This is a genomic window from Ruegeria sp. CG4 (assembly GCF_056537185.1).
In genome coordinates this window covers 112702-136257 of record NZ_JBQFRB010000008.1, presented here as the reverse complement: position 1 = coordinate 136257, position 23556 = coordinate 112702, and the positions used below count along the sequence as shown (strand labels likewise).

Here is a 23556-nt window from a genome sequence, read left to right as displayed (position 1 = left end):
TCAAAACAAACAGCCAAAATGGCCGAAACGAGGGAAAACACGATGATCTACGACAACATCACTGAAACCATTGGCAGCACGCCGATCATCAAGTTGCAAAAACTCGCACCATCACATGTGGAGCTTTACGTGAAGGCAGAGTTCTTTAATCCGGCGGCATCAGTGAAGGATCGTCTGGCCGTAAGCATCATTGACGAGGCGGAGAAGAGTGGTGCCTTGAAGCCTGGGCAAACGGTGATCGAAGCCACGAGCGGAAATACCGGCATCGGCCTCGCCATGGTTTGCGCCGCCCGGGGCTATCCGTTGGTTATCACAATGGCGGACAGTTTTTCAGTTGAGCGGCGGCGACTGATGCGCATGCTTGGAGCCAAGGTGGTTTTAACACCGCGTGCGCTCAAGGCGGTCGGAATGTACAACAAAGCCGTGGAACTGGCCGAGGCTAATGGTTGGTTTCTAGCCAGCCAGTTTGAGACGCAGGCCAATGCGCTAATCCACGAACGCACCACAGGGCCGGAGATCGTCGCTGACTTCAAGGGGCGCAAGCTGACCCATTTTGTGACCGGGTTCGGCACTGGAGGCACGCTGACCGGCGTGGCGAGGGTGCTCAGACGTGACCGCCCCGAAACCAAAATCGTGCTAACCGAGCCTGCCAATGCGGGGCTGGTCGCCAGTGGCATTGCTCAGGAACGCAACCCAAATGGCAGCCCGGCTTCAGGCCACAGCGCTTGGGAGCCGCACCCGTTCCAGGGGTGGTCGCCTGATTTCATCCCGGCGGTTCTTCAAGAATCTCTGGACAACAAGTACTTTGATGAACTGATGCCCGTTGCGGGTCCAGACGCGATCAAAACAGCGCAAGATCTGGCGCGTCAGGAAGGGATACTGACCGGCGTGTCTGGTGGCGGAACCGTTCTGGCTGCGCTGCAAGTCGCACAGGACGCGCCCGAAGGCTCTGTCCTACTGGCCATGATGCCAGACACAGCAGAGCGCTATATGACCACACCACTTTTCGAAAACATCGAGCCGGAGATGACCGAAGAAGAAATCGCGATCTCGCACTCGACACCCACAGCGCAGATGGGTGCGTAGTGTCAGGCGAAGAGACCCTTGATCCTGCTGACTGGGCGGCGCACCGCGCGGCGGCACATCGCGCGGTTGACGATGCGGTGGCCTATCTGAGCGAGGTGCGCGACGCGCCGGTCTGGCAACAGATGCCAGAGCAGGTGCAGTGTTTCTATGAATCTCCGTTACCCGAGAGTGGCACGCCGCTGGAAGAGGTGCTCGATCAGATCAAGGAGAATCTGATGCCTTATCCAATGGGCAACATCCATCCGCGGTTTTGGATGTGGTACATGGGATCGAGTAACTTCACCGGCGCTCTGGGTGATTTCCTGGCCGCTATTCTTGGCTCGAATCTGGGGGGGGGTAATCACGCCGCAGCCCAGATGGACCGGCAAGTGGTAGACTGGCTCAAGGAAATCGCAGGCTTCCCGAGCACCGCCAGCGGTACGCTGACCAGTGGCGGTTCAGTGGCCAACCTCATTGCGCTCACCGTTGCCCGCAATGAAGCCCTTGGGCAAGAAAGCATCCGGGAAGGAGGGTTGAGCGGCGCTCGTCTGGCCTTTTACGGCTCCGACCAGGTGCATGGCTGCCATCTGACGGCCATGGAACTTCTTGGTCTCGGACGCAGGGCGCTGCGGCGCATCCCGTCAACGCCTGACTATCGGTTGGATGTAGATCAGCTTCAGACGAAGATCGCAACTGATCGTTCCGAGGGCGTCCAGCCCGTGGCAATCATCGCCAATGCCGGAACGATAAATACCGGAGCCATAGATGATCTTCCTGCCTTGGCAGATCTAGCCGCACAAGAAAACCTGTGGTTCCACATTGACGGTTGCATCGGTGCCCTCGCTGCGATGGCGCCGAAACACGGACACCTACTGGCTGGAATGGAACGCGCGGATTCCGTTGCGCTTGATCCGCATAAATGGCTGCATGCTCCGTTTGAGGTCGGCTGCTGTTTAGTTAAAGAACGTGAACAACATCTGGACACGTTTGCCTTGTCTCAGGCCTATCTGGAAAGCGAAACCCGCGGCGTTGCGGCCGCCGATTGGCTGCACGACTTCGGCATCCAGACCTCGCGCGGCTTCCGGGCGCTGAAAGTCTGGATGAGCCTGAAGGAGCACGGTGCCGCGAAGTTTGCCCGCCTGATCGACCAGAACATCGACCAGGCGCATTATCTGGCAGATCTGATCCGCGCACGCACCGACATGGAACTTTTGGCTGAGCCGGTTCTGGACATCGTGTGCTTTCGTCTTTGTCCAAAGGGGCTTTCCGATACAGACTGCGAGTTTCTCAACCGGGAGGTTATGCTGAGATTGCAGGAAACCGGCATTGCGGCGCTCTCGGATACCCGCGTCTCTGGCACTTATGCCTTGCGATGCGCTATCGCCAATCACCGCAGCACGCAGAGCGACTTCGACATTTTGATCAAGGAGATGGTGTCCATAGCGCAAGAAAGTCTTAAGGATGGGTGAACCTCCGCCCTATTCCTTTGGGTCAGCGAGCCCACCTGAGATTCAGACATGCGAGCTTCAGAGCTGGGCTAGCCTATGACCTGCCACAAAAGTAGGCGACGCATGGTTTCGGACCTGTAGCGGCTTCCCCATCGTCCTAAGAATTTTGGTCTGCCGCCACCAAACTGTCGCTCGATCTGGTCGAGTAGATCGACCTGTTCTACAATCGAAGTCGTCGACATGGGTATCTTGGCAACGTAAGCCCGGCTGACTTCGCAGACCGGTCAGCTGGACCTTTTGAAACCGTCCACTGAAACGGGGCCAGCTTATATGGCCACAGTGCCATACCACCTCTGTTATTGTTCATGTTCCGCTGGGAAGCCAAGAACAATCAAGCAGAAGCGGTAGATACACTACCTCGAATATGCGTCGGTCTTGCGAGCTCACGCAGTCGCCGCTAGGAAAGCAGTATGAGTTCAACGAACGTTCAGCGCCGCTTAGCAGCCATCATGTCCACGGATGTATCCGGGTTCTCACGCATGATGAACGCCGACGAGACAGGGACCCTTGCCGCCGTCAACCAAATCCGCAAGAAAATCTTCGGCCCAACCGTAGCCGCTCACAAGGGACGCTTGGTTAAGCTGATGGGTGACGGTGCATTGGTAGAATTCGGCAGTGTGGTAGACGCCGTGGCTTGCGCCGTCGAGATACAGACCGCAATGTCTACCCGGAAGGAGGACCCGCAAGGCAAACCGCTCCTGCGACTTCGGATCGGCGTCAACCTTGGCGACATTATCATCGAGGGAAAAGATATCTTTGGCGATGGTGTGAACCTCGCTGCTCGCCTTCAGGAAATTGCTTCTCCAGGTGGGATAAGCCTTAGTGCAAGCACTCATGAACACGTTGCCAAGAGGATCGAAGCAAGTTTTGCCGATGATGGCGAACATCAATTAAAGAACATCCCCACGCCGGTGCGTGTGTTCCGTTGGTCTCCGGAGCTTGACAACAACACCCATAAAAGTTCTAGCAGCGTTCAGCTCCAGCGGCCGGAAAAGCCCTCAATCGCCGTCTTACCTTTCGACAATATGTCTGGTGACGCGGACCAAGACTACTTTGCGGATGGTGTCGTCGAGGCAATCACAGCCACCCTCTCGCGCATCCGGTCCTTCTTCGTGATCGCGCGGAATTCGTCCTTTGCCTACAAGGGTCGACACATGAATGTCCGGGATATCGGGCGCGAGTTGGGCGTGAAGTACGTACTTGAAGGATCGGTCCAACGTGCGGGGCAACGCGTTAGAATCACTGTGCAGCTGATCGAAACCGATGGAGGGGCACACCTGTGGGCAGACAAGTATGACGGGTCTCTCGACGACATCTTCGATCTCCAAGACAAGATAACGGAGAAAGTCGCTGGCGCCCTGCAGCCCTCAATTCAATTTGCGGAGATTGAACGTACACGGCGGAAGCCGCCTCATGATCTTGGCGCGTATGACTACACGATGCGCGCCATGCCCGATGCCTGGATGTTAGAGGAGCAATCAGCGGCAAGAGCGTTGGAGCTTCTAGACAAGGCTCTTGAGATCGATCCCGATTATCCAATGGCACTTGCTCTCGCCGCTTGGTGCTGGGCGCAACGCTCTGTGTACAATTGGGTCGCTGATATCAGCAAAGCGAAGGCCGAGGCGCTATCCCGCGCGGAACGGGCCGCCCAAATGTCTTCCGACGATCCATTGATACTGTCGGTACTAGGTACGGTTCACACATTTGCACGCAACTATGGTGCTGCGCGTGTCCTTCTCGAACGCGCGATCCAGCTCGATCCCAATTCCGCATGGGCATTGAGCCGTTTGGGCTGGCTCGAAACCTATGCAGACCGGCCAGAAATGGCCATGAAACACTTCGAACGGGCGATGCGCCTAAGCCCGTTAGACCCGATGAATTTCAACAATCTTGTAGGCATGGGCAGCGCTCATCAGGTTGCCGGTGACGACAATCAGGCGGCAGACCTATTTATTCGCGCTCTGCAAGAACGCCCGAATGCACATTGGGTTCACCGAAACCTCTGTGCCGCGCTGTTGGGAGCAGGACGCGAAGAAGAAGCGCGCACGTCTGCAGAGAAGTTATTGCGCGCCCATCCAGACATGACAGTGAAACGCTTCAAAGAAGCAATGGTCTTTTCTCCAGACGTACTTGAGCGGGTTGGCAAACAGATGGCGGTACTAGGGATTCCAGAATTCTGATACATGCAGATGCGTTTGATTGCATATTTCCGCCTTCCTCTCTTTCAATTTGCGCAGGAAAAAGGTCTGTGTACTACCGCAAGGTTCTCTGAGTAGGCACTCTCAGAGAAACTGGGATTGAGGCGGGAAGGGGCTGGTTTCCATACTACGGAAAACAGCTTTGTCGCGCACTCCCGACTTGGGCACGCGCCCGGCGCGCGATCAAATCGGTGGTAGAGCTCGCGCGATGTCTGACGCACCGTTAGCGATCAAGAACGACCGGTTTTGACACACTCACTCGAAGCAGTCTTTGGCGCAGCCGCAGCGAAAGCTCACTCCGTCCGCTTCTTGCCTATTCAAACGTGGTGCAGCGAATGCCCGGAATGTCCAAGGACAAGAGTCCGTCCCAATCGGAACAGACCCCACATTACTCCAACCCGGTGGTCTCGCTGTTCCCGGCAACACATTCACCGGCGCGAACAATCATCTATCATGTCCTCCGTGGTTAAAGACTGTGTCCATCATACTCATGGACGTGGGTAGCCTGTTCGCGGGTATGGGCAATCTCTTGCACCACGGCGGCAATCTTGCTGGATGAAACTTGGTGCAGCTCACCAACAACGGCCTCGGCGCGCGCGTAGCTGTCTGGAACGCCTTGGCTGTTGAAGTGAGCAGCAGCGGTAGAAATGTCCGCTCCTCGCCAAGTCGCCGTTGCGCCAACCGAAACGCTGTCATGATCGTTGTAGCGGGCCAGGAAGGTGTTTCCGTCGAGACCGAAGCTGTTGGCGGTTGCAACAATTTCGTCACGCACTGCCAGCCATTTCTCGGCCTCGGACGGATCCAGGTTGTCCAACTCGGCCGCATTCATGGATGTGGTGTAACTGTCGTCAGCAACAGTGTACGCCTGCAGGTCAGTATCGTATGGGCGCAGTTCTGCGACATCGCCCTTCAGCTCTCCGATCTGGACGTCCATTGCGGCGCGCAAGTGTGGATCTTCAACCTCTCGGGCAAGCGCCTCCATGTTTTCGATGGAGTTTATGATGTCCTTGGTCTGTTGCTCGTAGGTCTCAAAACCGGCCTGCCCCAGAGCGGATTGCATATACTGAACATAGCGATCAGCGGGCGACTGGTAGTCGTCGGACTCCTGAAATTCTTTGTCGCCCGACAGATCCGCAAGGGACGAATAGTAGGGGTGATACAGGTCGTATTCCTGAGCATCACTCATGTGTTGAGACACCAATGCCTGCATATCGTTCAGATCTACCGGCTCCCCTGATCGCTCCGCAGCCTCCAATTCGGTTTTCAGTTCTTCGACCAGATCTTGTTGTGCCGTTTGTTCGTCAACTCGGCGGTTGGCCTGGTCCTCGATGTCGAAGCTGTTTGAGGCGATGGCTGCACGATCATAGCCCATCGCCTGCTGCTCTTTCTTGATGATGTCGATCTGCTCTGAAACGCGATCCTCGCGCGGGGCAGATTGATCAAATTTGGAATAGGGTGCGAAGTGTTCGACTTCGTTTAAAAGATAGTCTGTACGCGAAACCATAGTTTTTCCTTTGCGAGTTGATGGATAACTCTGTGATGGATCTGCCTGGGGCGTTGGCGCGCGCATCAGGCAGACCGGGCGAAGTCCTTATAAGCTGTGTCCGTCATCGTCACCGCGCCCCTCTAGGAGCGGATGAGTGGCGTGGGCGTGGACGTTCGAAAGTTCCTCGGAGATTGCGATGATCTTGGTAGAGGCTGTTTGGTGCAGCTCATCGACAACGGCCTCGGCCCGCTCGTAGCTGTCAGGCAAACCCTGACTGTTGAAGTGAGCCGCAGCTGTCGATATGTCGTCGCTGCGCCATCCCATTGTTGTGCCCAGGGTGACGTTGTGATGGTCTCCAAACCGGGCAATGAACGCCTCGCCGTCCAAGCCGTAGCTGGTGGCGGTCTCTGTAACGTCCTTGCGGATCTCGGACCACTCAGCGGCTTGTGGGTAATCCAAGACATCCATTTCGGCGGTATCCATCATCGTTGCATACCGCCGGTCCTCGATGATGAAGGCTTGAAGGTCCGGATCGTTGGTGCGCAGATCCGCAACGTCGCCTTTCATCTCGCCAATCTGAATGTCCATAGCGACACGCAGATTTGGGTCGTCAACCTCACGAGCAAGACCTTCCATCTTGTCGATTGATTGCAGCAATTCTTTGGTCTGAGACTGGAAGTCCTCATAGGCCCCCTCGCCCAAGGTGTCCTGCATATAGACCTCGTAGCGGCGTGCTGCCGGGGCATAATCAGCGGACGCCTGGAACTCCTTGTCATCGACAATGTCAGCAAGGGCCGACAGATACGGGTGGCTCTGTTCGTTGTCCCGAACGTTGTTGATATGGGCAACAACCTGAGCCTTTAGTTCGGGCGCTATCGTATCCTCAGACCCACCTGTTTCGATGTGTCGCCGCAGGTTGCTCATGACCTCGGGCGACACGTAAGACGGGTCTCCCGGCGCGCCGTAATCATCAAAATGATGGGCTTGATCCAATAGATGTTCCATGCGCGAAACCACTGGTTCGTCTCCCTCTACGAGTTGGATGGCAAACTCTTCGATCCGGTCCTTGATGGCGTTGGCGCGCTCATCAAACAGATCCGACATTCTTGCGATGGAGAGAGTCATCACATCACCGGCCATGTCGCGGGCCTTAACTTCAACCTCCGGAGTGCTTTCAACAAGTGACAGTCCGGCCTGAACTTTCCACGTGTCGGTCTCCACTTCCTGCCGCAAACCGCGCTCAAGGCGGGTCGTCGCGGTCAGCTCAATGCCGTATCCTTCGGCAACCTCAACCTGGATGGCGCGCTGAACGTCGATGTTCATCTCGCTGCTCATGCCCATAGCAAGCCACTGACCATGCTCGACGCCCCGGTTGTTCACAACGATGTGGACATGGGGGTTGTCGGTGTCGTTGTGGAACACGGTCAGATAGTCCCAGGTATCGCCAAAATCACCGCTCCCAAATAGACGATCCGCGAACTCCAAGCCCGCCTCATGCGCGGCGTCTGGATAGGTGCCTTCGGGAAAAGAAACGATCATGTGACGGGTATACCCGTAATTGGTTTTCCCGTTGAAATCCTCGGCCCAAGTCTCAATCAAATCAATGACCTGATCCGCATCGAGCGGGGTCACGCCATTGTCCCGGATGTCTAATACGCCTTCTACCCTGACGGTCAGATAGTTGATCTGGCGGCGCAGCTCATGGGCGTTGTTCACCCCACCTTTGCGGACGTGTTTCACAACCGCCTCGGGCTTTCCGACCACAGCACCCAGCCGCGCCTTGATGGATGAGGCCCGCGAGATCATGAACTTCATGCGCTTGGCGGTCTGCAGCTGCAGGCTGATCTGCTTGGATCGATCGATACCCTTCTGCGCTTCCCGGAAGGCAAGCTCCAGGAAATCCTCTGCTGTCAGATTGCGAGCCGCGACATTCATACTTCAGATGTCCAATCATCGTCGCGCAAGATCCGGCGAATGGCGGCCTCCGGTTCTCGATTTCGGCGGGCCGCTGTGATCAGCGCTTTCAGGTCTTGCCGGTGCTGGATGATCGCACGATGGAGATTTTCGACATCGCGCCGGTCGTCATCCGTCCAGATCACCGTGCCGCGCTTGGCCGATTTCGCCAGTTGATTGAGGTTGGTGTATCCACCCTGAACCTGCCGCAAGTGCGTCTGCCAGAGATCCACAACAGCGGGGTCAGGATCGAGATACCCGATCAGACGATAGATCAGACGCTGGATGATCTGGTTGCGGCTCTTGGCCCCGAGCGCGCCCACGGCCTCCTCCAGACGCGCCAATGCATCCAAAGGCAAGCGCACGGAAAAGACAGTGGTGTCGGCTGGCTTGCTCAATGTATACCTCAGGTTGTATTTCGAGTTTGTAACACAACTACCTTATCCTGTCATACTCTCCAAGAGGAAACCGGGGGTGATTTTAGAAATCCGCATTTTCTCAAATTGCCCCCGGAACAGTTTTGCTCTTGGAGGCTATTTCCACGCCGGGAAAAGGGTTCCGCCCCTTTTCCTTAAACAGGCGTGGGTGCCGGTGGACTGGCGCAGGGCAATCACGCAAAGCGGGAGCTGCCCGAACAGCGCCCGTCACTTTCCGGCACGTTAAATGCAATCTGCATTTTCCGCGCGCCTGGGCGCGCTCAGTTTCCCGCCGCCTGCGCGGCGGGTCTGGCAGGGTTGTCTGCTGCCGCATTGGGGCAGATCGACACCGCTGCCCGGTCTTAGGACCGCGCGCCACCTGTGGCGCGTATGTGGTCCGGCCTTTGGCCGGAGCAGAAGAAAGGGCGGCTTGCGCCGCCCTGCCCTCTCGTCATTCGGTGACGCGATCGTCATCGGTGCGTTTTGGGAAGGCCACCATCTCGACGCCGGGGAACATGCTGTGCCTGACCTGGATCGAGGTGATGTTTCCGGTCTCATCGGTATGGACGAAGAGCACCCCGCATCGGTCCCAGAATGTCTTGCCCTCTTTTTCACCGGTCTTGACGTTCAGTTTCAGTGTTTGAGTTGCCATTGTTTGATCCTCGCTATGGCGTGTTTCGATGAACATGGGAAAAGTGAGCACAAAAGGGGATGTCAGCAGGTAATTTGCTCCGCGCGGAATGCGCCGCAGGCGCAGGGGATATTCCCTGTTGAAGCGCGGTACCCGGTCCGGGCACCGCGCGTCTTTCCCGACTGCTCGCTTATGTTCATCACCACAGAAACACGGGCAGCTGAGGATCTTCTCCGGCAACGGGCCCGAAACTGTCAGGCCAAGTGAACAGGCAAGGCATTCTGGGATCGCTGCACGCGAGGCATCTGAACGAAGCGATGCAGTAAATGGCAGCAACATCGCTTCGGTCCGACACAGGCGCAGTGTTCAGCTCCGGGTCCGGGTGGCCTTTCTGGGCCGGTATGACCCTCGCAGCAAAGGAGGGAGGATCACCGGCGGTGCAAGCCGCGCATTCCAAATGGCGGAGGCCAAAGACCGGACGGTCCGGCCCTGATCCGCGCTTGTGCGGATCAGGTGATCAGCCGGACACAATTTGAAATGGCGGAGTCTGACCAATAACCGGTGCTAAATCTCTAAGTTGAACTTTGCTGCCCGAGCCACACCAAAGGTCAGGTAATTGGGCGCAATGGTTGTTCACTCATCCAAACACAAGATCAGTCTGTATTTCGAATCCCCGCTCCAATCAAAACAGGCATGACTTGCTCATCAGATTTGAACTCGAATATCCGTTCGACGCGAAGTGAACCAAGCCTTGCCGCCTCCAACGCGGCTTTCATTTGATTCAACGTCAATCCGAAACCGCCATCATCTGACGCTTGCCAATCCCACTGAACCAAATGCCCGCCTTTGTTGAGCAAGCCCGCTAGCACTGCCACAGCGCTACTGTAATCGGGAAGAAAGGCGCAAACGGATGAAGCGCAGATCAAATCGAAACCTGAAAACCCGTTCTTGAGCCCCGGAACATCTCCAGCCAGAATATCTCCATGCACTGCTCTAACATTGTGCAGCTGCTTTTCGTGCAGGACCGCAATCATATTCTCCGAAGTATCAACCGCGACAACTTCCTCCACATGCGGTGCAATCTTCTCCGTCAGCAATCCGGTGCCACATCCAAAGTCGAGCACGCGATTTGATTGCCAATCCTTCCCACGGAGACTCAAGTGGTCGTCGAGCGAGGCAAAAGCGCGACGCGCATAGCGTCTGACGTCGCTATTGTCGTCCCAACCATCGGCATAGTCGTTCCAGTCATCAGTCATGTTGCTTGCGTTTCCTTGTGGGTTTGCATCGGCCCCAACACATCTGCGCTGACGCAGACGCATCGATACGAACGCGCGACATTGGCTAGGTTGGCGACAACAGTCAACATGGGTTTGGAATGGCATATGGAGGGAATAGAGGCGACCTCGGCAAGCCTCTGCCGACGATCTTGCACACAAGAAAGAGGCCCACCGAAGCGGGCCGCAAGTTTAACCAAAGGAAAGTCTTGAGGTATTGAGATCAGGCTACCGCCTGCGCGCGCGATCGACAACACCATCGGCTGTGATCGTGGCAATGCGATCCTCAGTACGGCGGGTCATTTCCACCCCGTCACCCGTCATATGCGCCTCGGCAAACTCCGTGAACTTGAAGATGCTGCCATCAGCTTCGACATGGGTTTCATCTTCTGCCGAGCGGCGCTTCACCGATCCGTCATGGCGGATTTCGATGATGGTGTTGTCGGCCATTCGAACTGTCACGGTATGCTCATCTACAGCGACACCCTGCCACCAGGCATCTGCATCGCGGCGCACAACAATGCGGTTTGGGTGCAGCTTGATCTGCACGTCCTGTACCTCGTCCGGATCAGCGGCTTTGACGACCACGATGGCCTCCTGCGCGCTGGGATCACCATGGATCGACGCGCTCCCGTTTTTTGGCGGCCAGAGCTTCGGCTGTGTGCGCGGCTTGCCCTTCTGATCCGTATGAAACCCGACAAACATCTGCGCGGACTTCCAAACACGGCGGGCGGCTTTCTCGAGCTTGTTCGATGGGGTTTTCATGGGGTTTTCCAAATCCGTTTCTGCGAAGTTCTTGCCTTTGAAAATGTGATAGGCGACCGGCCTTTGATGGATAGTCTCGACGGGTTGTTCACGCAATGCCACTTTGAGTTTTCATCATTGCGGCTGACACAGCCGGAGATTGATTGGCAGGGCGTTATGCGCCCTGCCCTGCTGGTTCAGAAGCACTCAGGTACCCAAGCATCGATCCGGGCTCTCTGTGCCTCGGTCACGCCCAGTGCCTTTTGATGCTCTGGATCATTGAAGAGCTTGTGCATCGCTTCGTTCTTCGCGCCCTTCTTGGATTTCGCGAAGGTTTTGAACATGTCGGTATCTATGTGCAAATCCAGCAGGTCTTTATAGAGGTCATCCAGCTGCCAGCCTTTCAGCCGCTTGAAGCAATTCTCAGCCGAAGGTGTCCAGATCGCGCGGATGTCTGCTCCAATCTCAGCCTCGATCTCAGCCATGAACTCTGGGCGTTGGGTCAGGAACCGCCGGGCCAGAAAGGCTGTGATCTCACCGTTGCGGGTTTTCTTGCCCAGATCGCGAAACGCTTTGAACGCCTCCACGCTGCCTTTTGCGGCCATCTCGTGGAACTGGTCATAGGCTGCCTCTGCCGCCGCATCCTGTTCCCCGCCAAGGCGGGGGTCGAGGATGAACTGGTCATCGACCTCGGGCGTGTTCCGTTCAGCGCCACCATAGCCAAACCCGAACAGGTTGCAGGTCAGACCGGAGGCCGGGGTGGCATAGAAGGCAAACAGGCTCAGCACATAATCCGGCTTGTCCAGCAGGGCCGTCTGCACTGCTGCCAGCCGGATCGCTACCATGTCGTCGATGAACTTCTGCGAATAAGCCGGTTTCGGTGTTTCTTTGACCTCTGTCTCTTTGACTGGTTCCAGAACACCGGCCTCAATGGCGGCCTGCACATGTTCTCCCGCGACATAGGCCGATGATGTTTTGATCTCGCCAGTGTTGCCGACATAGACAAACACGCCGGACAGCTTGCGTTGCTCGTCAGAATAGAACGGCGCGGCATAGTCTTCGAGCGTTGCAAGTTCCTTGTCGCCAGCCTCGTCCAGAGCCTCGGCTTCATGGAGTTCGGCAAGTTCGTCATACCGTTCGGCCTGTTTTTCCGTGAAGTCCCGGCTCACCATCTCAAGACGGTGCATGCCTTCGGTCCCCGAGAACCCATAGGGAATGTAGCTTTCATCATGGGTGTCCACCCAGTCCCAGCCTTCCGCTTCACGCAGCTTTTCCGCTTCTGCCGCCAGTTTCTCAGCAAACAGATGATCCAGTAGCTCGCCCTCGTTGAATAGGGTTTCATCAGCAAAGAGATCAGCAGTGACCGTGCCACCGGCTTCAACATAGGCCTCCTGTCCCACAAACACTGCCTTTCGATTGGTGCTGCTGACCGCTTCGGACGTGAGGGCTTGTTTAACATCATGCTCACTGAACCACCGGCAGTCTTTGGCCTGTTCCAGAACCTCCAGAATTTTCTCTTCTTCGGTGCTGACCGTCATGGCTTTGGCCAGCCCCATGCTGATCTCACCGGCCTTGAGCGCGTCAAGAACGGCGATGGGCAGACAGGCAAGCGCGAGGCGGCGGCGCACATGGGCCTCCGTCACGCCAAACGCATTGCTGATCTTGGCAACAGACAGGGATTTCTCGGCCATCTTGCCATAAGCGCGGACCTCGTCCACCGGGTCCAGTTCTTCGCGGGCGGTGTTTTCTGCATTGGCCCATTGCTCTGCAACAAACGCGTTGTCCGTGACCTTAACGGGAACCTGTGCCAGATCGGCGCGCTCGGTCACAGCGATGTTCAAGGCGCGCAAGCGGCGACCACCGGCAACGATAGCGACTTTGCCATCCGCATCGCGCAACCCGCTCAGGTTCTGGATCAGGCCGCACATGACCAGACTGTCGGCCAAGAGGGCAATGCCTTCCTCCGCAACCTCCTGACGGGGGTTGATGTCAGACAGGTAGAGATCAGACAGGGCAACAGTTTCGATGGTTTCCGGTGCGGCGAATGTTTCAAGTTTGCTCATGGGGCAAATCCTTGTTTCAGAGTTTGAGATCGTGGTAAGGGTGCCCTACCCCCTTGGGGGTAAGGCGGGGCCGCTTAAGCGGCTACGTGTTGTTTCAAGAAGCGGAGGGCGATGTTTGCAGACAGGCCTCCCTTCTTGAGCAATTCCGCAGCTTCACGTGTTCGCTGTTCGATGATATTTGCAGGCATGATTTCACCTCCTTTCCTGCGCAGGTTGCACGTGCAGACCCAGTCCCTTTGGGACAAGGCTGGTCTCAGTATTCGCTGGGGCACATGATGGTCAGAACGCGGCGCGTGACTGCCGGATCAAACGGACGGTCGGAGCCGTATTTGTAGTCCGCGTCGTAAAGGTCGATCTTCCAGAACAGCTTCTGGTCACGGACTGTCACCGCCCCAAAAGTGTGATCGCCATAGGGGTCATTGCCTTCGGCAAAGTGCGTATCCGTGGACACGGCCGCCAGTGCCGCTGCCTGGAACTCCGGCCCTTCGCCTGACACGCCGGGCGTGACAAAAACCTGACCCTGAATTCCCTTAGAATGCATCTCGATTGCTGCGTTCGGATCAATCAGGGCTTTCCGAAACAGGTCATTCTGGGCCACAATCTCTGCCGCCTGCAGGCTCGCGTCAGTCTCGATTTCTTTTGTCGCTTCGATGTTCAAAACCGTCTCTCCTTTTGTGGTGCGACCTCCGGGGCTGATCCCCTTTGGTGCTGGTTTTGAGCAAAGCCCTGAAAGGGCGTCGTCTCTAAAACCTGCCACGTGGCGAACGCGGAGAGGGGCGAGACAGGACAAATCGACAAGAGTGGTGCGGCCCGCAGCGCAGGCGCGCGAGGACACGGTCTTGTCTATTTGTCTTGTCCGAGGGGGGAGGCCGCGCCTTCCCCCTGACGTCGGGTGGCGTTTGGCTTGTCCAAATCCCGCCTGACCAACAAAAGAAGCCAAGGGATCTTTGATCCTGCGGAAGCGCAAAAGGGATCGAAACCCGCATGGGCAGATCACCACAGCATGAACCGACCATGATCCAAGGCCCCTGCCCCGGCTCGCAAAAGACGGTTCAGGGGCTATTGCGTCAGGGAGATCATGCAGGGGTGTTCTGGGTGGAAGCCGGCCTGCCGGCTGGAACCAAGAGCACGCTCACGAGCCGACAGGCTCGGGATTTGCCAAAGAAACAAATTGCAGCCCGAAGTCACTCACCGACCGGAACATACCCTCGACGGAGCTTTTGCTGTTCGAGATTATGGAGCGCTTCACTAGCAAGGGCTTCGTCATCATACGTCACCATCATGGCTTGCCCGTTTGTGCCAATACGTCCCCAGGTGCGAAGAACAGACACTTCCCCAAACAGCGTCGGCTGCAACTCTATTCCATAGAACCGCGCCATGTTGACGTCTGGATCCACATGGATCAGGTGGACAGGTGTGGTGTCTGTCAGCTCCATGACGGGATTGTCGGTCAATTCAGACCGCCTGTCCAATGACTTTGCAAGATCCATTCGTCGGAATGGATTCTGATCCTCAATGGGACCTCCACCTGCTGAACGAACATCGGCCTGTCAGGCGCGGGTCTCTGCCTACTTTTTGACTGACACTGTCAGCAGTGGGGTGCTCTGAATTGCTTTCAGCCCGCCAGAAACATACCAGCACTACATCTTGTGTACTAGATGGCTCTGTCCACAACATACTTGCTTTTACCCCTCTTTTGTTCTAAGAATTACAGAACCGTCGAAGGGGAAAGCAGATGTCCGAAACTGCCATTTCAGAGACACAGGCAACACTGCCAGCAACCGCCAAACAACTCGCTTACGCACGTAAAATCGCAGAGCTGCAGAACGTGGTTCTACCCTGGGAGATCCAGCAGGATCGCCGGGCTTTGAGCCAGTGGATTGACACACAGCGCTCTATGCCGCGCGTCCGCGATACCCGACCAAGCTCCAAACAGGTGGCTTTCGCCGAGCGTATTGCGCGGATCAGGCGTCGCGCTGTACCCGACGAGTGCTTTCGGGATCGCTCTATGATGTCCCGCTGGATCGACAGCAATAAACCTTGACGGACCCGACCTTGATTGCCTCCACTGTTGTCATGGAACTCGACGAAGACAAGGTAGATGACGCGGTTCTGGCATTGCTTTGGTTGACACTGCATGACGAGCGGCGTGCCTGGAAAGGTTTTGACTGGGGCGCGCTCAACCGCTTGCACCAGAAAGGATTGATCCTGGACCCTAAAGGGAAGGTGAAGTCAGTGGTGTTGACCGAGGATGGGCTGCGCCGATCAGAAGCGCTCTTCACAGAACTCTTTGTTCAGAAGCCTGGGCAATAGCGTTTCCGCTGCATGACCGCCGAGTCAATCTGCGCCAGTGCAGGTCTCACATCTGGCTGATGGCAACAATCTGCGCTAGGTCGCAGCTGTTCGGCAATTGATGATGAAAGGCGCAGGTCGATGGGACATGATCTTGACAGGCTCATAAGGTTCATCACCCGCGATGACATTTGGCACGAGCGGCTTGCGGATGTCCTGGAAGAGCATTTTCTGCCAGCCCTCGAGACATTCGATCTCGACTTCGAAGTGCTGGGCGAAGTGCTTGGCGACGATTGGCCAATAGTCCTGAGGGGTGGCGGGCTGGAAGATCTGCTGGGCAGGACATTCGGACCGGCTAGTGAAAACGCTGCTGATGTCTATCTGAAGCGACAGGGATCGAAGGAGAGTGCCCAGACCCGAGCTTATATCGCCGGATTGCGGGACGCGCCGGTCAGCCTTTATGAGGTCAGCAAGATCGTACCAGGCAAATCGATGGTGCTGACGGATCTGCTCTCAGACGCGGACCCCGTCACCGTTCGGGAACACAGTGCTACGCAAATGTTGCAGCAATGGGACCGCATCGCTGTTCGGATCGTCCCGCAGGGCGATCACAATGTAATCTCAGGCGCACTGCTTCCGTTCAACGCCGATGCCGTTGCGTTCTTCGAAGATGGGCTTCGGTCCGTCTTGAAGCTGAACGCTGATGATGACCTGAGACTGACGCAGGACCAGTTAGGGCGCTCTGCACCACTTTTTGCCAATGCCTGGCTCTTTGCACATCTGCCAAACCTGCTGGATCCGGTACCACCGCAGATCAGCAACAGCGATGGCGACGACCTGATCTTCCACGAGCTGCGCTTCCCGCTTGTCACCGGGGTTACACAAAACCGGGTTTCAGAGAGACTGTTGCAGGCCGATGAACTCGTGGCCTCGGGTCAGAAAGAATGGACGTGGCTGGCTTTGGACAACGCAAGCCGTCCGCGACGCGGGACCGGCCTGGTCCTGGACAAGTCGATGTCTGGCGCTGCCGTCCTCGGGTCTCTGTCCCTGAAAGGCAGGGCGCTGACGCTATCTGTAGATTCAGTCGCGCGTGCGAGACGCGGCGAAGCATACATCCTTGAGCTGCTAGGTGATCTGGTGAAGCCGCCGCTGACAGCGATCCAGACCGTCGAACAGATGATGGCAGAGGAAAAACCGGAGACCGGACTCGCTGCAGATGAGGACATCCCCCCTGCCCTAGCCCGGCAACTCGCCCAGGAGTATCTCGATCAGCATTACCGTGAGACGCTCGACCAGCCAATCCCGGCGCTGGGAGACAAGACCCCGCGCCAGGCCGTTCGCAGTGCCAAGGGTAAGAACAAAGTCATTGACTGGTTGAAGACAATTGAGAACCGCAGTGCCCGACAGACAGGCTCGCCCGTTGCAGACTATGATTTCGGCTGGATGTGGGACGAGCTTGGGCTGTCAGAATACCGGAAATAATCCCGCGCGGTGCTGAGACGTGGTCCGTGTTCGGGCATTCGGTCTGCAGAGAAACTGCCGCCACAGCGCGTCTCGGAACACCCGAAGTTTCTTCACAGGCTCGGCGATCGTTAAGAAACAGACCAATCCCGGACGGGTTCTATTGCGCCCCGGTGATATTTACCTTGCCCACAACCTGGGCGCCGCTTTCGGTTTCCATCATCCTGGCCACGACATCGGCCTGAACTTGTGCGCTCGAGGCAAGCTTCAGATCGTCGCAACTCAAGCTGCCATTGTGCTTGCCTTCTATCGTGATCTGCTTTGCTGACAACGCGCCATCTACAGATCCGCCCAACTGAACGGTAATCGCGTCAGCACTGACATCCCCAACCACATTGCCCTTGACGTCAACACCTCCTCCGTTGGAGCTGACATTGCCTTCGATTGTCAGGTCTTCTTCAACTATTGAGTTGGCCACGTTGAGATCCTCTGCTTGAAACAACGGCGACCCTAAGATGCAAGTCGGGATTTGACCACCTGCAGGGAAATTGACTTGATCACAGGGCGAATATCCGCCTCTAGCGACGGATATTCATGTCGGACCGCCGTACTCGGCAGCAGAAGTCAACGCGGAGCGTACAAGGCAGCTGCGCGCAGAAGGCTGACTTCAAAAAGCCCTGCGTGCATCTTCAGACCGGCGCACAAATCTCAACAATTGTTTGAAATAGTCGCCGTGATAGGATGAACGCGAGGAACCAACAGCCGTTGCTGTTCTTGTCTGATCAGGTCAGGTCTTCGACACGCGCGTCTGGCGCATTTCGTTTTACAGACTCAATTCCATTATCCCGAGCGGATGCACTGGTATAGCTCTCGCTGGTGCCGATCACCTGACCATTGCTGGCTTTGAGGTTAAACATATACCCGCCTGACTTCGTCTCCTTACGCTCGTACCGGTCGTCATTTGGCGCATTTGTCTTCACTGACTCGATACCGTTCTCGGCACTTGCTTTTTGTACATAACCTTCGCTGGCCAAGATAATCTCGCCATTTCCGGCTTTAAGCCGAAACCGGAACTCTCCCGCCTTGTCTTCAAAGATCTCAAATTTCCCAGCCATGTGATCTACCTCTTTATAGTTGAACAAAAATTCGACACGACGTTGCTATGTTCACCGGTTCGTCACAAGGCAAAAAAACAAAAAAAACTATGTCATCCAGTTGGTGAGTTTAGAAACAGCGCCCATAGTTTCAAACTAGTTGCTCAGAAAAGACGGAAAAGGCGCTGCGTTTTCGTCAGTCCGGTTTGGTCCAGCCCTGTTATGACCGCATCGAACGCAGATCACTTTTCCACATCTTCGCTACAAAACAGATCGTACAGGACCTCCACAATCGCCGAAACTCGTTCGTCCGCAATCCTGTAATAGATGCTTTTCCCGTCGCGCCTTGACTCAACCAAACCAGAGAGGCGCAGACGTGAAAGCTGCTGGGAAGCTGCTGCCTGCCGCATGGAGAAGGTGGTTTCGATTTCGCTGACAGATTTCTCACCGCCAAGAAGCAGGCACAAGATCTGCAAACGGCCGTCATGCGCCATGGCCTTTAATAAATCGGTCGCCTCAAGGGCGTTTTTGCTGAGATCGGGTTTCAAGTGGCGCTCCCAAAAGAACGATAAATCTTGATATCACGAACTCTAAGCACTGTCTCGACACGGCGAAAAATTCGCCGATCACCGCCCAACCAGTGGATTGGTTCCGATAAAACTACGCCCGCTACGGGAAACTCAGCAGGAACTTACAAATTGAAAACTTCACTGAACATGAAACGCTCACGCTAGGCCCACTCCGGACCTTCATCGAATACAGCCACGCCGTGGTGCAGCTCACCAAACCTGTCATTCGCCGCATCGTTGATGCTGGTTGCAGTTATCCTCTTCCTTTCTGTGCATGTTCCCGCCTGGTAAAAGGGTCTAGCACGAAGGAGAGCCAAAGATGATCGGATCGCATCGCATAAAAGGAGCCTGGGTCCTAGGGCTCCTGCTGACACTCGCCGCACCGGCACGGGGTGGTCCCGCTGAGGACGCCCTGATCGCCGCGATCGAAGCTCTTGATATCGCGGGCGTCGAGGCCGCACTCGCCCGTGGCGCCAATGTGGTCGGGGGCCCAGAGGTAGAGAGCCCCATCGGCGCCGCGCTCGAGCTGCTCTGGGGCCCTGTGGAAAATCTGGATTGGTCCGTAACGCTCGACGCGAACGAACCGCGCCTTGTCATCGTACGTGCGGTGATGCGGACGGCGCGAAGCTGCTGGGGCGACCGGCAGAGCCTCACGGGCACGGTCCAGGCGGGCCTGAGGCTCGGCCAATTCAACGAGGAGACAGGCTATGCCACGAGCTGGGACGTCTGGATCGACACGCCCGACGGACAACAAGTCCCGCTCTTGTTTTCGAAGTTCGAAACCGAGTTCCACCACAACCGAGATCTGCAGCTTCCCCTAGGGGCCGAGGTTGAGGTGACAGGTGTGGTCTATGAGAACCAGAATGTGGGCCCCATCCTCGAAGTGGAGGCTGCAACGATCTTGGTGCCCGGCCCGATTCGAGCGCTGGACGACCCAGGGGTGCCGAGCCTGCCGCTTCTACTCAATTCAACCGGCGACGAGGCGTTCGAGAAGACCTGGATACGTGACATGAGCCAGAACAAGAAGTTCAGACCACTCCTCTTCGACGCGATCGACCGACAGCAGCACGGGCTCTACGAGCTTTTCGCCACCAAAGCGCTGCTGCCCCACTATGCCGGCCAGATCAACGCGCTGGGTCAGACGCCCCTGATGGCGGCCGCCTGGCGCGATGATCAGACGATGGTAGAGCGGATCATTGCGATATCGGACCCCGATGGCCTTAACCGTGCCGATGTTTACGGACGTACCGCGCGCTGGTTTGCCGCCGATCTAGGCCACGAAGAGATCTTGGCGCTGCTCGATGCTGCCGGCGCGCGGTCCGGCACGCGGGCTTGTTGGGAGTAACGCGCCCGGCTTAGATACCCTCATCCCGGCCTCGAAGCCCATCAAGTGTTTCGCATTTCTGAGCGAGAGGTTTACTTGCCTTAAACGCGAGTGCTTGTGATGCGCACTTCGTGCCAACCCAGAAAATCATAGATATCAGGATTGCTGCCGTTCCCCACCGCGCCGTGCATTCACTGCCTGCTAGGGACTAGAAGAGGACCTCGGACTCAGTGCAGCGTCTGAGCGTGTCACGGATCTTCTTGCAGAAGTTCGCGGCCCAAACCCGCCGTTGATCTTGCAAAGCCGCACCTGCAGTGCGGCCGCCGAAGCTGCCGTTAACAATGAAGCTAGATTGCGATATTCTTGTAACCATGCTCGATTTGGATGAAGCCAAGTCAGTGGAAGTGAACGGCACCGTTCTTGCGACCTTCGAAAAGGGTGAAGGCGAGCCCCTGGTTTTTGTGCACGGCAGCGCCTCGGACGTGCGCACTTGGTCCCAACAGCTTGGCGTTTTCTCGGAAAACTATCGCACGATTGCCTACAGTCGACGCTATCATGTCCCGAACGCTCCGATACCAACCGATGCCAGGGACCCAATCCAGGTGCATGTGGAAGATCTGGCGAGTTTGATCAAAGTGATGGATGCAGGACCAGCGCACGTCGTGGGGCATTCGTGGGGCGGCCTTGTTTCACTCTTAGCGGCCAAGCAGGTGCCGGAAATGTTCCGCAGCCTCGTCCTCATTGAACCGCCTGCTGTCTCAATGCACGTGAGTATTCCGCCAAAGCCTGCCCAGTTGATCGGCCTTTTGTTCTCTGCGCCCCGGCTTGCGTTTGACATCATTAAGTTTGGCATAGGTACCGTAGGCCCATCTGAAAAGGCGTTTCGGACCGGCGATGATGAGTTGGCCGTTGAAAAGTTTGGCCGAGGGGTTTTGGGTGACAGATACTTCGAGGCGCTATCGGAGGAACGATACGCTCAAGTTTGGGACAACCGAGGGCCTGACAGAGCCCTCTCACTGTATCATGGCTTCCCCGATCTTATCGGAACATCGTTTTCGGATATCCATATGCCGGTCCTTCTTATAGGCGGAGGTGATAGTCCGCACTTGTTCAGGCTGCTAATCAATGGACTTAGCGAACGGCTGCCTGATGCACGTGTCGAAATCATCGAAAATGGGTCACACATCATCCACGAGGACGCACCCGCAACCCTGAATGCGAGGATCAAAGAATTCCTTGCCAGCGGCGGCTGAGGGGGCTGACAGCAGACCCAATAGCGACTGCGGCAAGCCCTGCCCCATGTTCAAACGCCTTCGAGGACCCACCCGTATCCAATTAAAGCAATAGATAGATAAACTCATTCTATCATTGGCGGCGGTGTAACGTCTTCGCCGATCTACCGTTCAAAGTTCTCTGAATTGTACGCTCTATCAACGCCGTCACCTGATCAGGTGTTTCAATCGAAGAGGAATGGCCAGCTCCCTTGAAAACAACCCATTCTGAGGTTGCGATTAAGTTATGTATTCGATGTGATTTCTCCGGAACCGTTGCGATGTCTTCGTCTCCGACGCCAATACCGACCGGAACCTTTATCTTCCCAAGCAGTTCGGCGCAGCCTTCTCTGGAAATCACACCTTTGACCGCCCGTGTGATCCCGATCCGATGGCTGCTCACAATTGCCTTTGACCACCTTTTCCTTTCTTCCGCTCGTTCTGGATCGGCAAGAAAAGAGCGACCGAACATTATTGGCATGACCTGATTGATGGCGGCCCATAATCCGATCCATCGCGCCACAAAGTTCAAAATTCGATATTTGGGAGCATTTTTTGGCTCTTCAGGATCAGCACTGGTTTCAAGCAACGTCAGCGATTTCAAAAGGCTTGGTTCACGAGCTGCCAGTCTCATGCCCACGAACCCACCCATGCTCAGGCCGACAAAATGGCAAGGTGCCGCGTCCAGGCTTCTGATTAGTTCTGCGGCATCGGCGGTCAGCGAGTCGATATCATAACCACTTTCGGTCACACTGCTTTGTCCCTGACGCCTATGGTCGTACGTGATGCAGCGAAAGCGGTCCCTCAAGTGAGCGACCTGCGTTTCAAACATGGCCCCGCTGAACAGAAGGCCATGCGAGAATAAGACCGCTTCGCCTTCGCCACCAGTATCTTCGTAGTAAATTTTCGCGCCGTTCAGAATGGCTGTCGGCATGATTTCCCCCGTCCAAACAGACGAACAGATTTTAGCACGACCTTTATACAAATGCATGCTGCCACAGCCGACTTCCCTTGTAGACTCGAGCGCAGAACTTGGAACCGTCTCAGCATACATCCCCGCCCTATTCTCAAGGACATAAACAACCGGCCCAAAGCCGCCCTCGGCCAAGTCATTAAACGCCGCAGTGCAGCTTCCCCATAACAGACGTTCGCGCATCATCAACTTTTGGAGTTGTAGAAAGGCAATAATGACAACCGATCAACTTCTACTGGCGCGCCAGAACCTGGCTGGGAAGCTCTCCAAACAATGCCCTGAATTGCGCGGAAAACCGACCGAGCTCCCAAAAGCCAAATCTGGTAGCAATTTCAGTTACGCTTACATCCGCACCATTCGATTGTGCCAGATGGCGTCTGACCTGCGTCAACCGCCAGTTTCGCGCATATGCCGCCGGAGAGATATCCAGAACCGAATGAAAGGCGCGATGCAAACTACGCCCTGACAGGCGCAGGTCCCCGCAGATCTCCTCCAGGCTGACGGCGCGATGCGAGTGTTGCCAGATGTACTCCTGTGCTTGCCGGACAACCCGCTGAGGGTCCCTGAAAGCGACATGGCGTAGTTGTTCCAGGCCGACGGCGCCATCGAAATTATACAGAAACGCATCAATAATCTCACGCCTTGCAGATGCTGCGGCTGACGGAATGGAGATCGAATGTCGTGAATCTGTCAACGCCGCTTCGATTGATTGGCTGGTCTTCAAAAGATGTCGCATCGCGTTAATCGATCCCCGATACATTTGCCCCCTGCGCCAGAACTTCCGCGGCAGCCGTATTTCGTGGAATTTGGCACGTTCACGAATGTCGTCCAGATCGGCTGATATTGTCAGATAGCCGGACTGGCCTGAATACCTTGATGCATGCTCTGTCATAGCCGGGAACACTCCGACATCGCCTGTACGGGTGGAGGTTGACCACTGCCGCGATGTGTCGTTGGCCTCCAGTAATACGCCAAGCACAAGTCGGTCCTGCGACAGCGGTCCGTTGATAGCCAGCGACCCGCTAAGTCGCCCGATGGTCAGATCTGAACCTCCAAGGTCCGCAAAGGTCAGCTTTCCCCTGACCGCACCCTTGCCAAGTTGTGTAGGTTCAACCGACGCGCCTTTGACGCCTTCCTGCATGGCTTCTATGCCGTTCACGGGCAAAACCCGAACGGTATCGGCCATCATGTTCGTGGTGTTTTCCGTCATTGCGTCCCCTCGGGCGGACCGGGA

23 protein-coding genes are annotated in these 23556 nt (G+C 56.2%); 9 read left to right on the top strand and 14 right to left on the bottom strand.

The window, feature by feature from the left end:
- Positions 1–18 precede the first annotated feature (18 nt).
- The 3 genes from ACR0J2_RS18720 to ACR0J2_RS18710 all read left to right on the top strand — a co-directional run bounded on the left by ACR0J2_RS18720 (position 19) and on the right by ACR0J2_RS18710 (position 4753).
- Complete coding sequence (locus ACR0J2_RS18720) at positions 19–1086, top strand: pyridoxal-phosphate dependent enzyme (protein ID WP_171676757.1); 1068 nt, start codon at positions 19–21, stop codon at positions 1084–1086.
- Positions 1087–1208: 122 nt separating this feature from the next.
- Positions 1209–2534, top strand: a complete 1326-nt coding sequence (locus ACR0J2_RS18715; RefSeq protein ID WP_253762242.1) for a pyridoxal-dependent decarboxylase — start codon at positions 1209–1211, stop codon at positions 2532–2534.
- Positions 2535–2983: 449 nt separating this feature from the next.
- A complete protein-coding gene (locus ACR0J2_RS18710) occupies positions 2984–4753 on the top strand; it encodes an adenylate/guanylate cyclase domain-containing protein (protein WP_171676752.1) in 1770 nt (589 codons plus the stop codon).
- A gap of 484 nt (positions 4754–5237) precedes the next feature.
- Here the strand turns inward: ACR0J2_RS18710 and ACR0J2_RS18705 are convergent, their stop codons facing one another.
- The 3 genes from ACR0J2_RS18705 to ACR0J2_RS18695 all read right to left on the bottom strand — a co-directional run bounded on the left by ACR0J2_RS18705 (position 5238) and on the right by ACR0J2_RS18695 (position 8608).
- Positions 5238–6275 carry a hypothetical protein gene (locus ACR0J2_RS18705; RefSeq protein WP_170514426.1) on the bottom strand — a complete coding sequence of 346 codons (1038 nt, stop codon included), beginning with the start codon at positions 6273–6275 and terminating at the stop codon, positions 5238–5240.
- Positions 6276–6362: 87 nt separating this feature from the next.
- Positions 6363–8192 carry a relaxase/mobilization nuclease domain-containing protein gene (locus tag ACR0J2_RS18700; protein ID WP_171676766.1) on the bottom strand — a complete coding sequence of 610 codons (1830 nt, stop codon included), beginning with the start codon at positions 8190–8192 and terminating at the stop codon, positions 6363–6365.
- Positions 8189–8608, bottom strand: a complete 420-nt coding sequence (locus ACR0J2_RS18695) for a ribbon-helix-helix protein, CopG family (protein WP_171676768.1) — start codon at positions 8606–8608, stop codon at positions 8189–8191. Before ACR0J2_RS18695 ends, ACR0J2_RS18700 begins: the two co-directional genes overlap by 4 nt.
- A gap of 183 nt (positions 8609–8791) precedes the next feature.
- On the opposite strand from ACR0J2_RS18695, the gene ACR0J2_RS18690 reads away from it, so the two are divergent.
- Positions 8792–8992: a hypothetical protein gene (locus ACR0J2_RS18690; RefSeq protein WP_480813465.1), complete on the top strand. Its 201-nt coding sequence runs from the start codon at positions 8792–8794 to the stop codon at positions 8990–8992.
- A gap of 85 nt (positions 8993–9077) precedes the next feature.
- Here ACR0J2_RS18690 and ACR0J2_RS18685 read toward each other — a convergent pair whose 3' ends face one another.
- The 6 genes from ACR0J2_RS18685 to ACR0J2_RS18660 form a co-directional block, all read right to left on the bottom strand.
- Positions 9078–9278, bottom strand: a complete 201-nt coding sequence (locus ACR0J2_RS18685; RefSeq protein WP_171676770.1) for a hypothetical protein — start codon at positions 9276–9278, stop codon at positions 9078–9080.
- Between the two features lie 632 nt (positions 9279–9910).
- Positions 9911–10513 (bottom strand): class I SAM-dependent DNA methyltransferase, encoded by a 603-nt coding sequence (locus tag ACR0J2_RS18680; RefSeq protein WP_171676771.1) that lies wholly within the window; start codon positions 10511–10513, stop codon positions 9911–9913.
- 246 nt (positions 10514–10759) lie between these two features.
- Positions 10760–11296 carry a hypothetical protein gene (locus ACR0J2_RS18675; RefSeq protein WP_171676773.1) on the bottom strand — a complete coding sequence of 179 codons (537 nt, stop codon included), beginning with the start codon at positions 11294–11296 and terminating at the stop codon, positions 10760–10762.
- A 176-nt stretch (positions 11297–11472) separates the two neighbouring features.
- Positions 11473–13338: a ParB/RepB/Spo0J family partition protein gene (locus ACR0J2_RS18670; RefSeq protein WP_171676775.1), complete on the bottom strand. Its 1866-nt coding sequence runs from the start codon at positions 13336–13338 to the stop codon at positions 11473–11475.
- 253 nt (positions 13339–13591) lie between these two features.
- Positions 13592–13996 (bottom strand): DUF3768 domain-containing protein, encoded by a 405-nt coding sequence (locus ACR0J2_RS18665; RefSeq protein WP_253762224.1) that lies wholly within the window; start codon positions 13994–13996, stop codon positions 13592–13594.
- A 526-nt stretch (positions 13997–14522) separates the two neighbouring features.
- The gene (locus ACR0J2_RS18660) at positions 14523–14828 is read right to left on the bottom strand and encodes a WGR domain-containing protein (RefSeq protein ID WP_480813464.1); all 306 of its coding nucleotides are present in this window, start codon (positions 14826–14828) and stop codon (positions 14523–14525) included.
- Between the two features lie 260 nt (positions 14829–15088).
- On the opposite strand from ACR0J2_RS18660, the gene ACR0J2_RS18655 reads away from it, so the two are divergent.
- From ACR0J2_RS18655 to ACR0J2_RS18645, 3 genes are all read left to right on the top strand, one after another.
- A complete protein-coding gene (locus tag ACR0J2_RS18655; RefSeq protein WP_371810755.1) occupies positions 15089–15382 on the top strand; it encodes a hypothetical protein in 294 nt (97 codons plus the stop codon).
- A gap of 32 nt (positions 15383–15414) precedes the next feature.
- Positions 15415–15651, top strand: a complete 237-nt coding sequence (locus tag ACR0J2_RS18650) for a DUF6429 family protein (RefSeq protein ID WP_171676823.1) — start codon at positions 15415–15417, stop codon at positions 15649–15651.
- 120 nt (positions 15652–15771) lie between these two features.
- Positions 15772–17112 carry a DUF7986 domain-containing protein gene (locus ACR0J2_RS18645; RefSeq protein WP_171676780.1) on the top strand — a complete coding sequence of 447 codons (1341 nt, stop codon included), beginning with the start codon at positions 15772–15774 and terminating at the stop codon, positions 17110–17112.
- A gap of 139 nt (positions 17113–17251) precedes the next feature.
- On the opposite strand, the gene ACR0J2_RS18640 is transcribed toward ACR0J2_RS18645, so the two are convergent.
- The 3 genes from ACR0J2_RS18640 to ACR0J2_RS18630 all read right to left on the bottom strand — a co-directional run bounded on the left by ACR0J2_RS18640 (position 17252) and on the right by ACR0J2_RS18630 (position 18733).
- Positions 17252–17569: a bactofilin family protein gene (locus ACR0J2_RS18640; RefSeq protein ID WP_171676782.1), complete on the bottom strand. Its 318-nt coding sequence runs from the start codon at positions 17567–17569 to the stop codon at positions 17252–17254.
- A 304-nt stretch (positions 17570–17873) separates the two neighbouring features.
- Positions 17874–18206 (bottom strand): YegP family protein, encoded by a 333-nt coding sequence (locus tag ACR0J2_RS18635; protein WP_171676784.1) that lies wholly within the window; start codon positions 18204–18206, stop codon positions 17874–17876.
- A gap of 221 nt (positions 18207–18427) precedes the next feature.
- Complete coding sequence (locus tag ACR0J2_RS18630) at positions 18428–18733, bottom strand: ArsR/SmtB family transcription factor (protein ID WP_253762237.1); 306 nt, start codon at positions 18731–18733, stop codon at positions 18428–18430.
- 340 nt (positions 18734–19073) lie between these two features.
- Between ACR0J2_RS18630 and ACR0J2_RS18625 the strand changes: the two genes are divergently transcribed.
- Both ACR0J2_RS18625 and ACR0J2_RS18620 read left to right on the top strand, forming a co-directional pair.
- The gene (locus tag ACR0J2_RS18625; RefSeq protein WP_171676786.1) at positions 19074–20099 is read left to right on the top strand and encodes an ankyrin repeat domain-containing protein; all 1026 of its coding nucleotides are present in this window, start codon (positions 19074–19076) and stop codon (positions 20097–20099) included.
- Between the two features lie 320 nt (positions 20100–20419).
- Positions 20420–21331, top strand: coding sequence for an alpha/beta fold hydrolase (locus ACR0J2_RS18620; protein WP_480634877.1), 912 nt, complete (start codon positions 20420–20422; stop codon positions 21329–21331).
- Positions 21332–21443: 112 nt separating this feature from the next.
- Here ACR0J2_RS18620 and ACR0J2_RS18615 read toward each other — a convergent pair whose 3' ends face one another.
- Together ACR0J2_RS18615 and ACR0J2_RS18610 are read right to left on the bottom strand one after the other, a co-directional pair.
- Positions 21444–22508, bottom strand: a complete 1065-nt coding sequence (locus ACR0J2_RS18615; protein ID WP_480813463.1) for an alpha/beta fold hydrolase — start codon at positions 22506–22508, stop codon at positions 21444–21446.
- A 46-nt stretch (positions 22509–22554) separates the two neighbouring features.
- A complete protein-coding gene (locus ACR0J2_RS18610; RefSeq protein WP_171676790.1) occupies positions 22555–23532 on the bottom strand; it encodes an AraC family transcriptional regulator in 978 nt (325 codons plus the stop codon).
- Positions 23533–23556: the final 24 nt, after the last annotated feature.

Bases quoted from the DNA above. Each gene is read 5' to 3' on its own strand.
- ACR0J2_RS18635 (WP_171676784.1), bottom strand. From the start codon at position 18,206: ATGGCTGGGAAATTTGAGATCTTTGAAGACAAGGCGGGAGAGTTCCGG.
- ACR0J2_RS18705 (WP_170514426.1), bottom strand. From the start codon at position 6,275: ATGGTTTCGCGTACAGACTATCTTTTAAACGAAGTCGAACACTTCGCA.
- ACR0J2_RS18620 (WP_480634877.1), top strand. From the start codon at position 20,420: ATGAAGCTAGATTGCGATATTCTTGTAACCATGCTCGATTTGGATGAA.
- ACR0J2_RS18710 (WP_171676752.1), top strand. From the start codon at position 2,984: ATGAGTTCAACGAACGTTCAGCGCCGCTTAGCAGCCATCATGTCCACG.
- ACR0J2_RS18660 (WP_480813464.1), bottom strand. From the start codon at position 14,828: ATGGATCTTGCAAAGTCATTGGACAGGCGGTCTGAATTGACCGACAAT.
- ACR0J2_RS18615 (WP_480813463.1), bottom strand. From the start codon at position 22,508: ATGATGCGCGAACGTCTGTTATGGGGAAGCTGCACTGCGGCGTTTAAT.
- ACR0J2_RS18685 (WP_171676770.1), bottom strand. From the start codon at position 9,278: ATGGCAACTCAAACACTGAAACTGAACGTCAAGACCGGTGAAAAAGAG.
- ACR0J2_RS18715 (WP_253762242.1), top strand. From the start codon at position 1,209: ATGCCAGAGCAGGTGCAGTGTTTCTATGAATCTCCGTTACCCGAGAGT.
- ACR0J2_RS18670 (WP_171676775.1), bottom strand. From the start codon at position 13,338: ATGAGCAAACTTGAAACATTCGCCGCACCGGAAACCATCGAAACTGTT.
- ACR0J2_RS18610 (WP_171676790.1), bottom strand. From the start codon at position 23,532: ATGACGGAAAACACCACGAACATGATGGCCGATACCGTTCGGGTTTTG.
- ACR0J2_RS18675 (WP_171676773.1), bottom strand. From the start codon at position 11,296: ATGAAAACCCCATCGAACAAGCTCGAGAAAGCCGCCCGCCGTGTTTGG.
- ACR0J2_RS18625 (WP_171676786.1), top strand. From the start codon at position 19,074: ATGATCGGATCGCATCGCATAAAAGGAGCCTGGGTCCTAGGGCTCCTG.
- ACR0J2_RS18680 (WP_171676771.1), bottom strand. From the start codon at position 10,513: ATGACTGATGACTGGAACGACTATGCCGATGGTTGGGACGACAATAGC.
- ACR0J2_RS18645 (WP_171676780.1), top strand. From the start codon at position 15,772: ATGGGACATGATCTTGACAGGCTCATAAGGTTCATCACCCGCGATGAC.
- ACR0J2_RS18720 (WP_171676757.1), top strand. From the start codon at position 19: ATGGCCGAAACGAGGGAAAACACGATGATCTACGACAACATCACTGAA.
- ACR0J2_RS18700 (WP_171676766.1), bottom strand. From the start codon at position 8,192: ATGAATGTCGCGGCTCGCAATCTGACAGCAGAGGATTTCCTGGAGCTT.
- ACR0J2_RS18650 (WP_171676823.1), top strand. From the start codon at position 15,415: ATGGAACTCGACGAAGACAAGGTAGATGACGCGGTTCTGGCATTGCTT.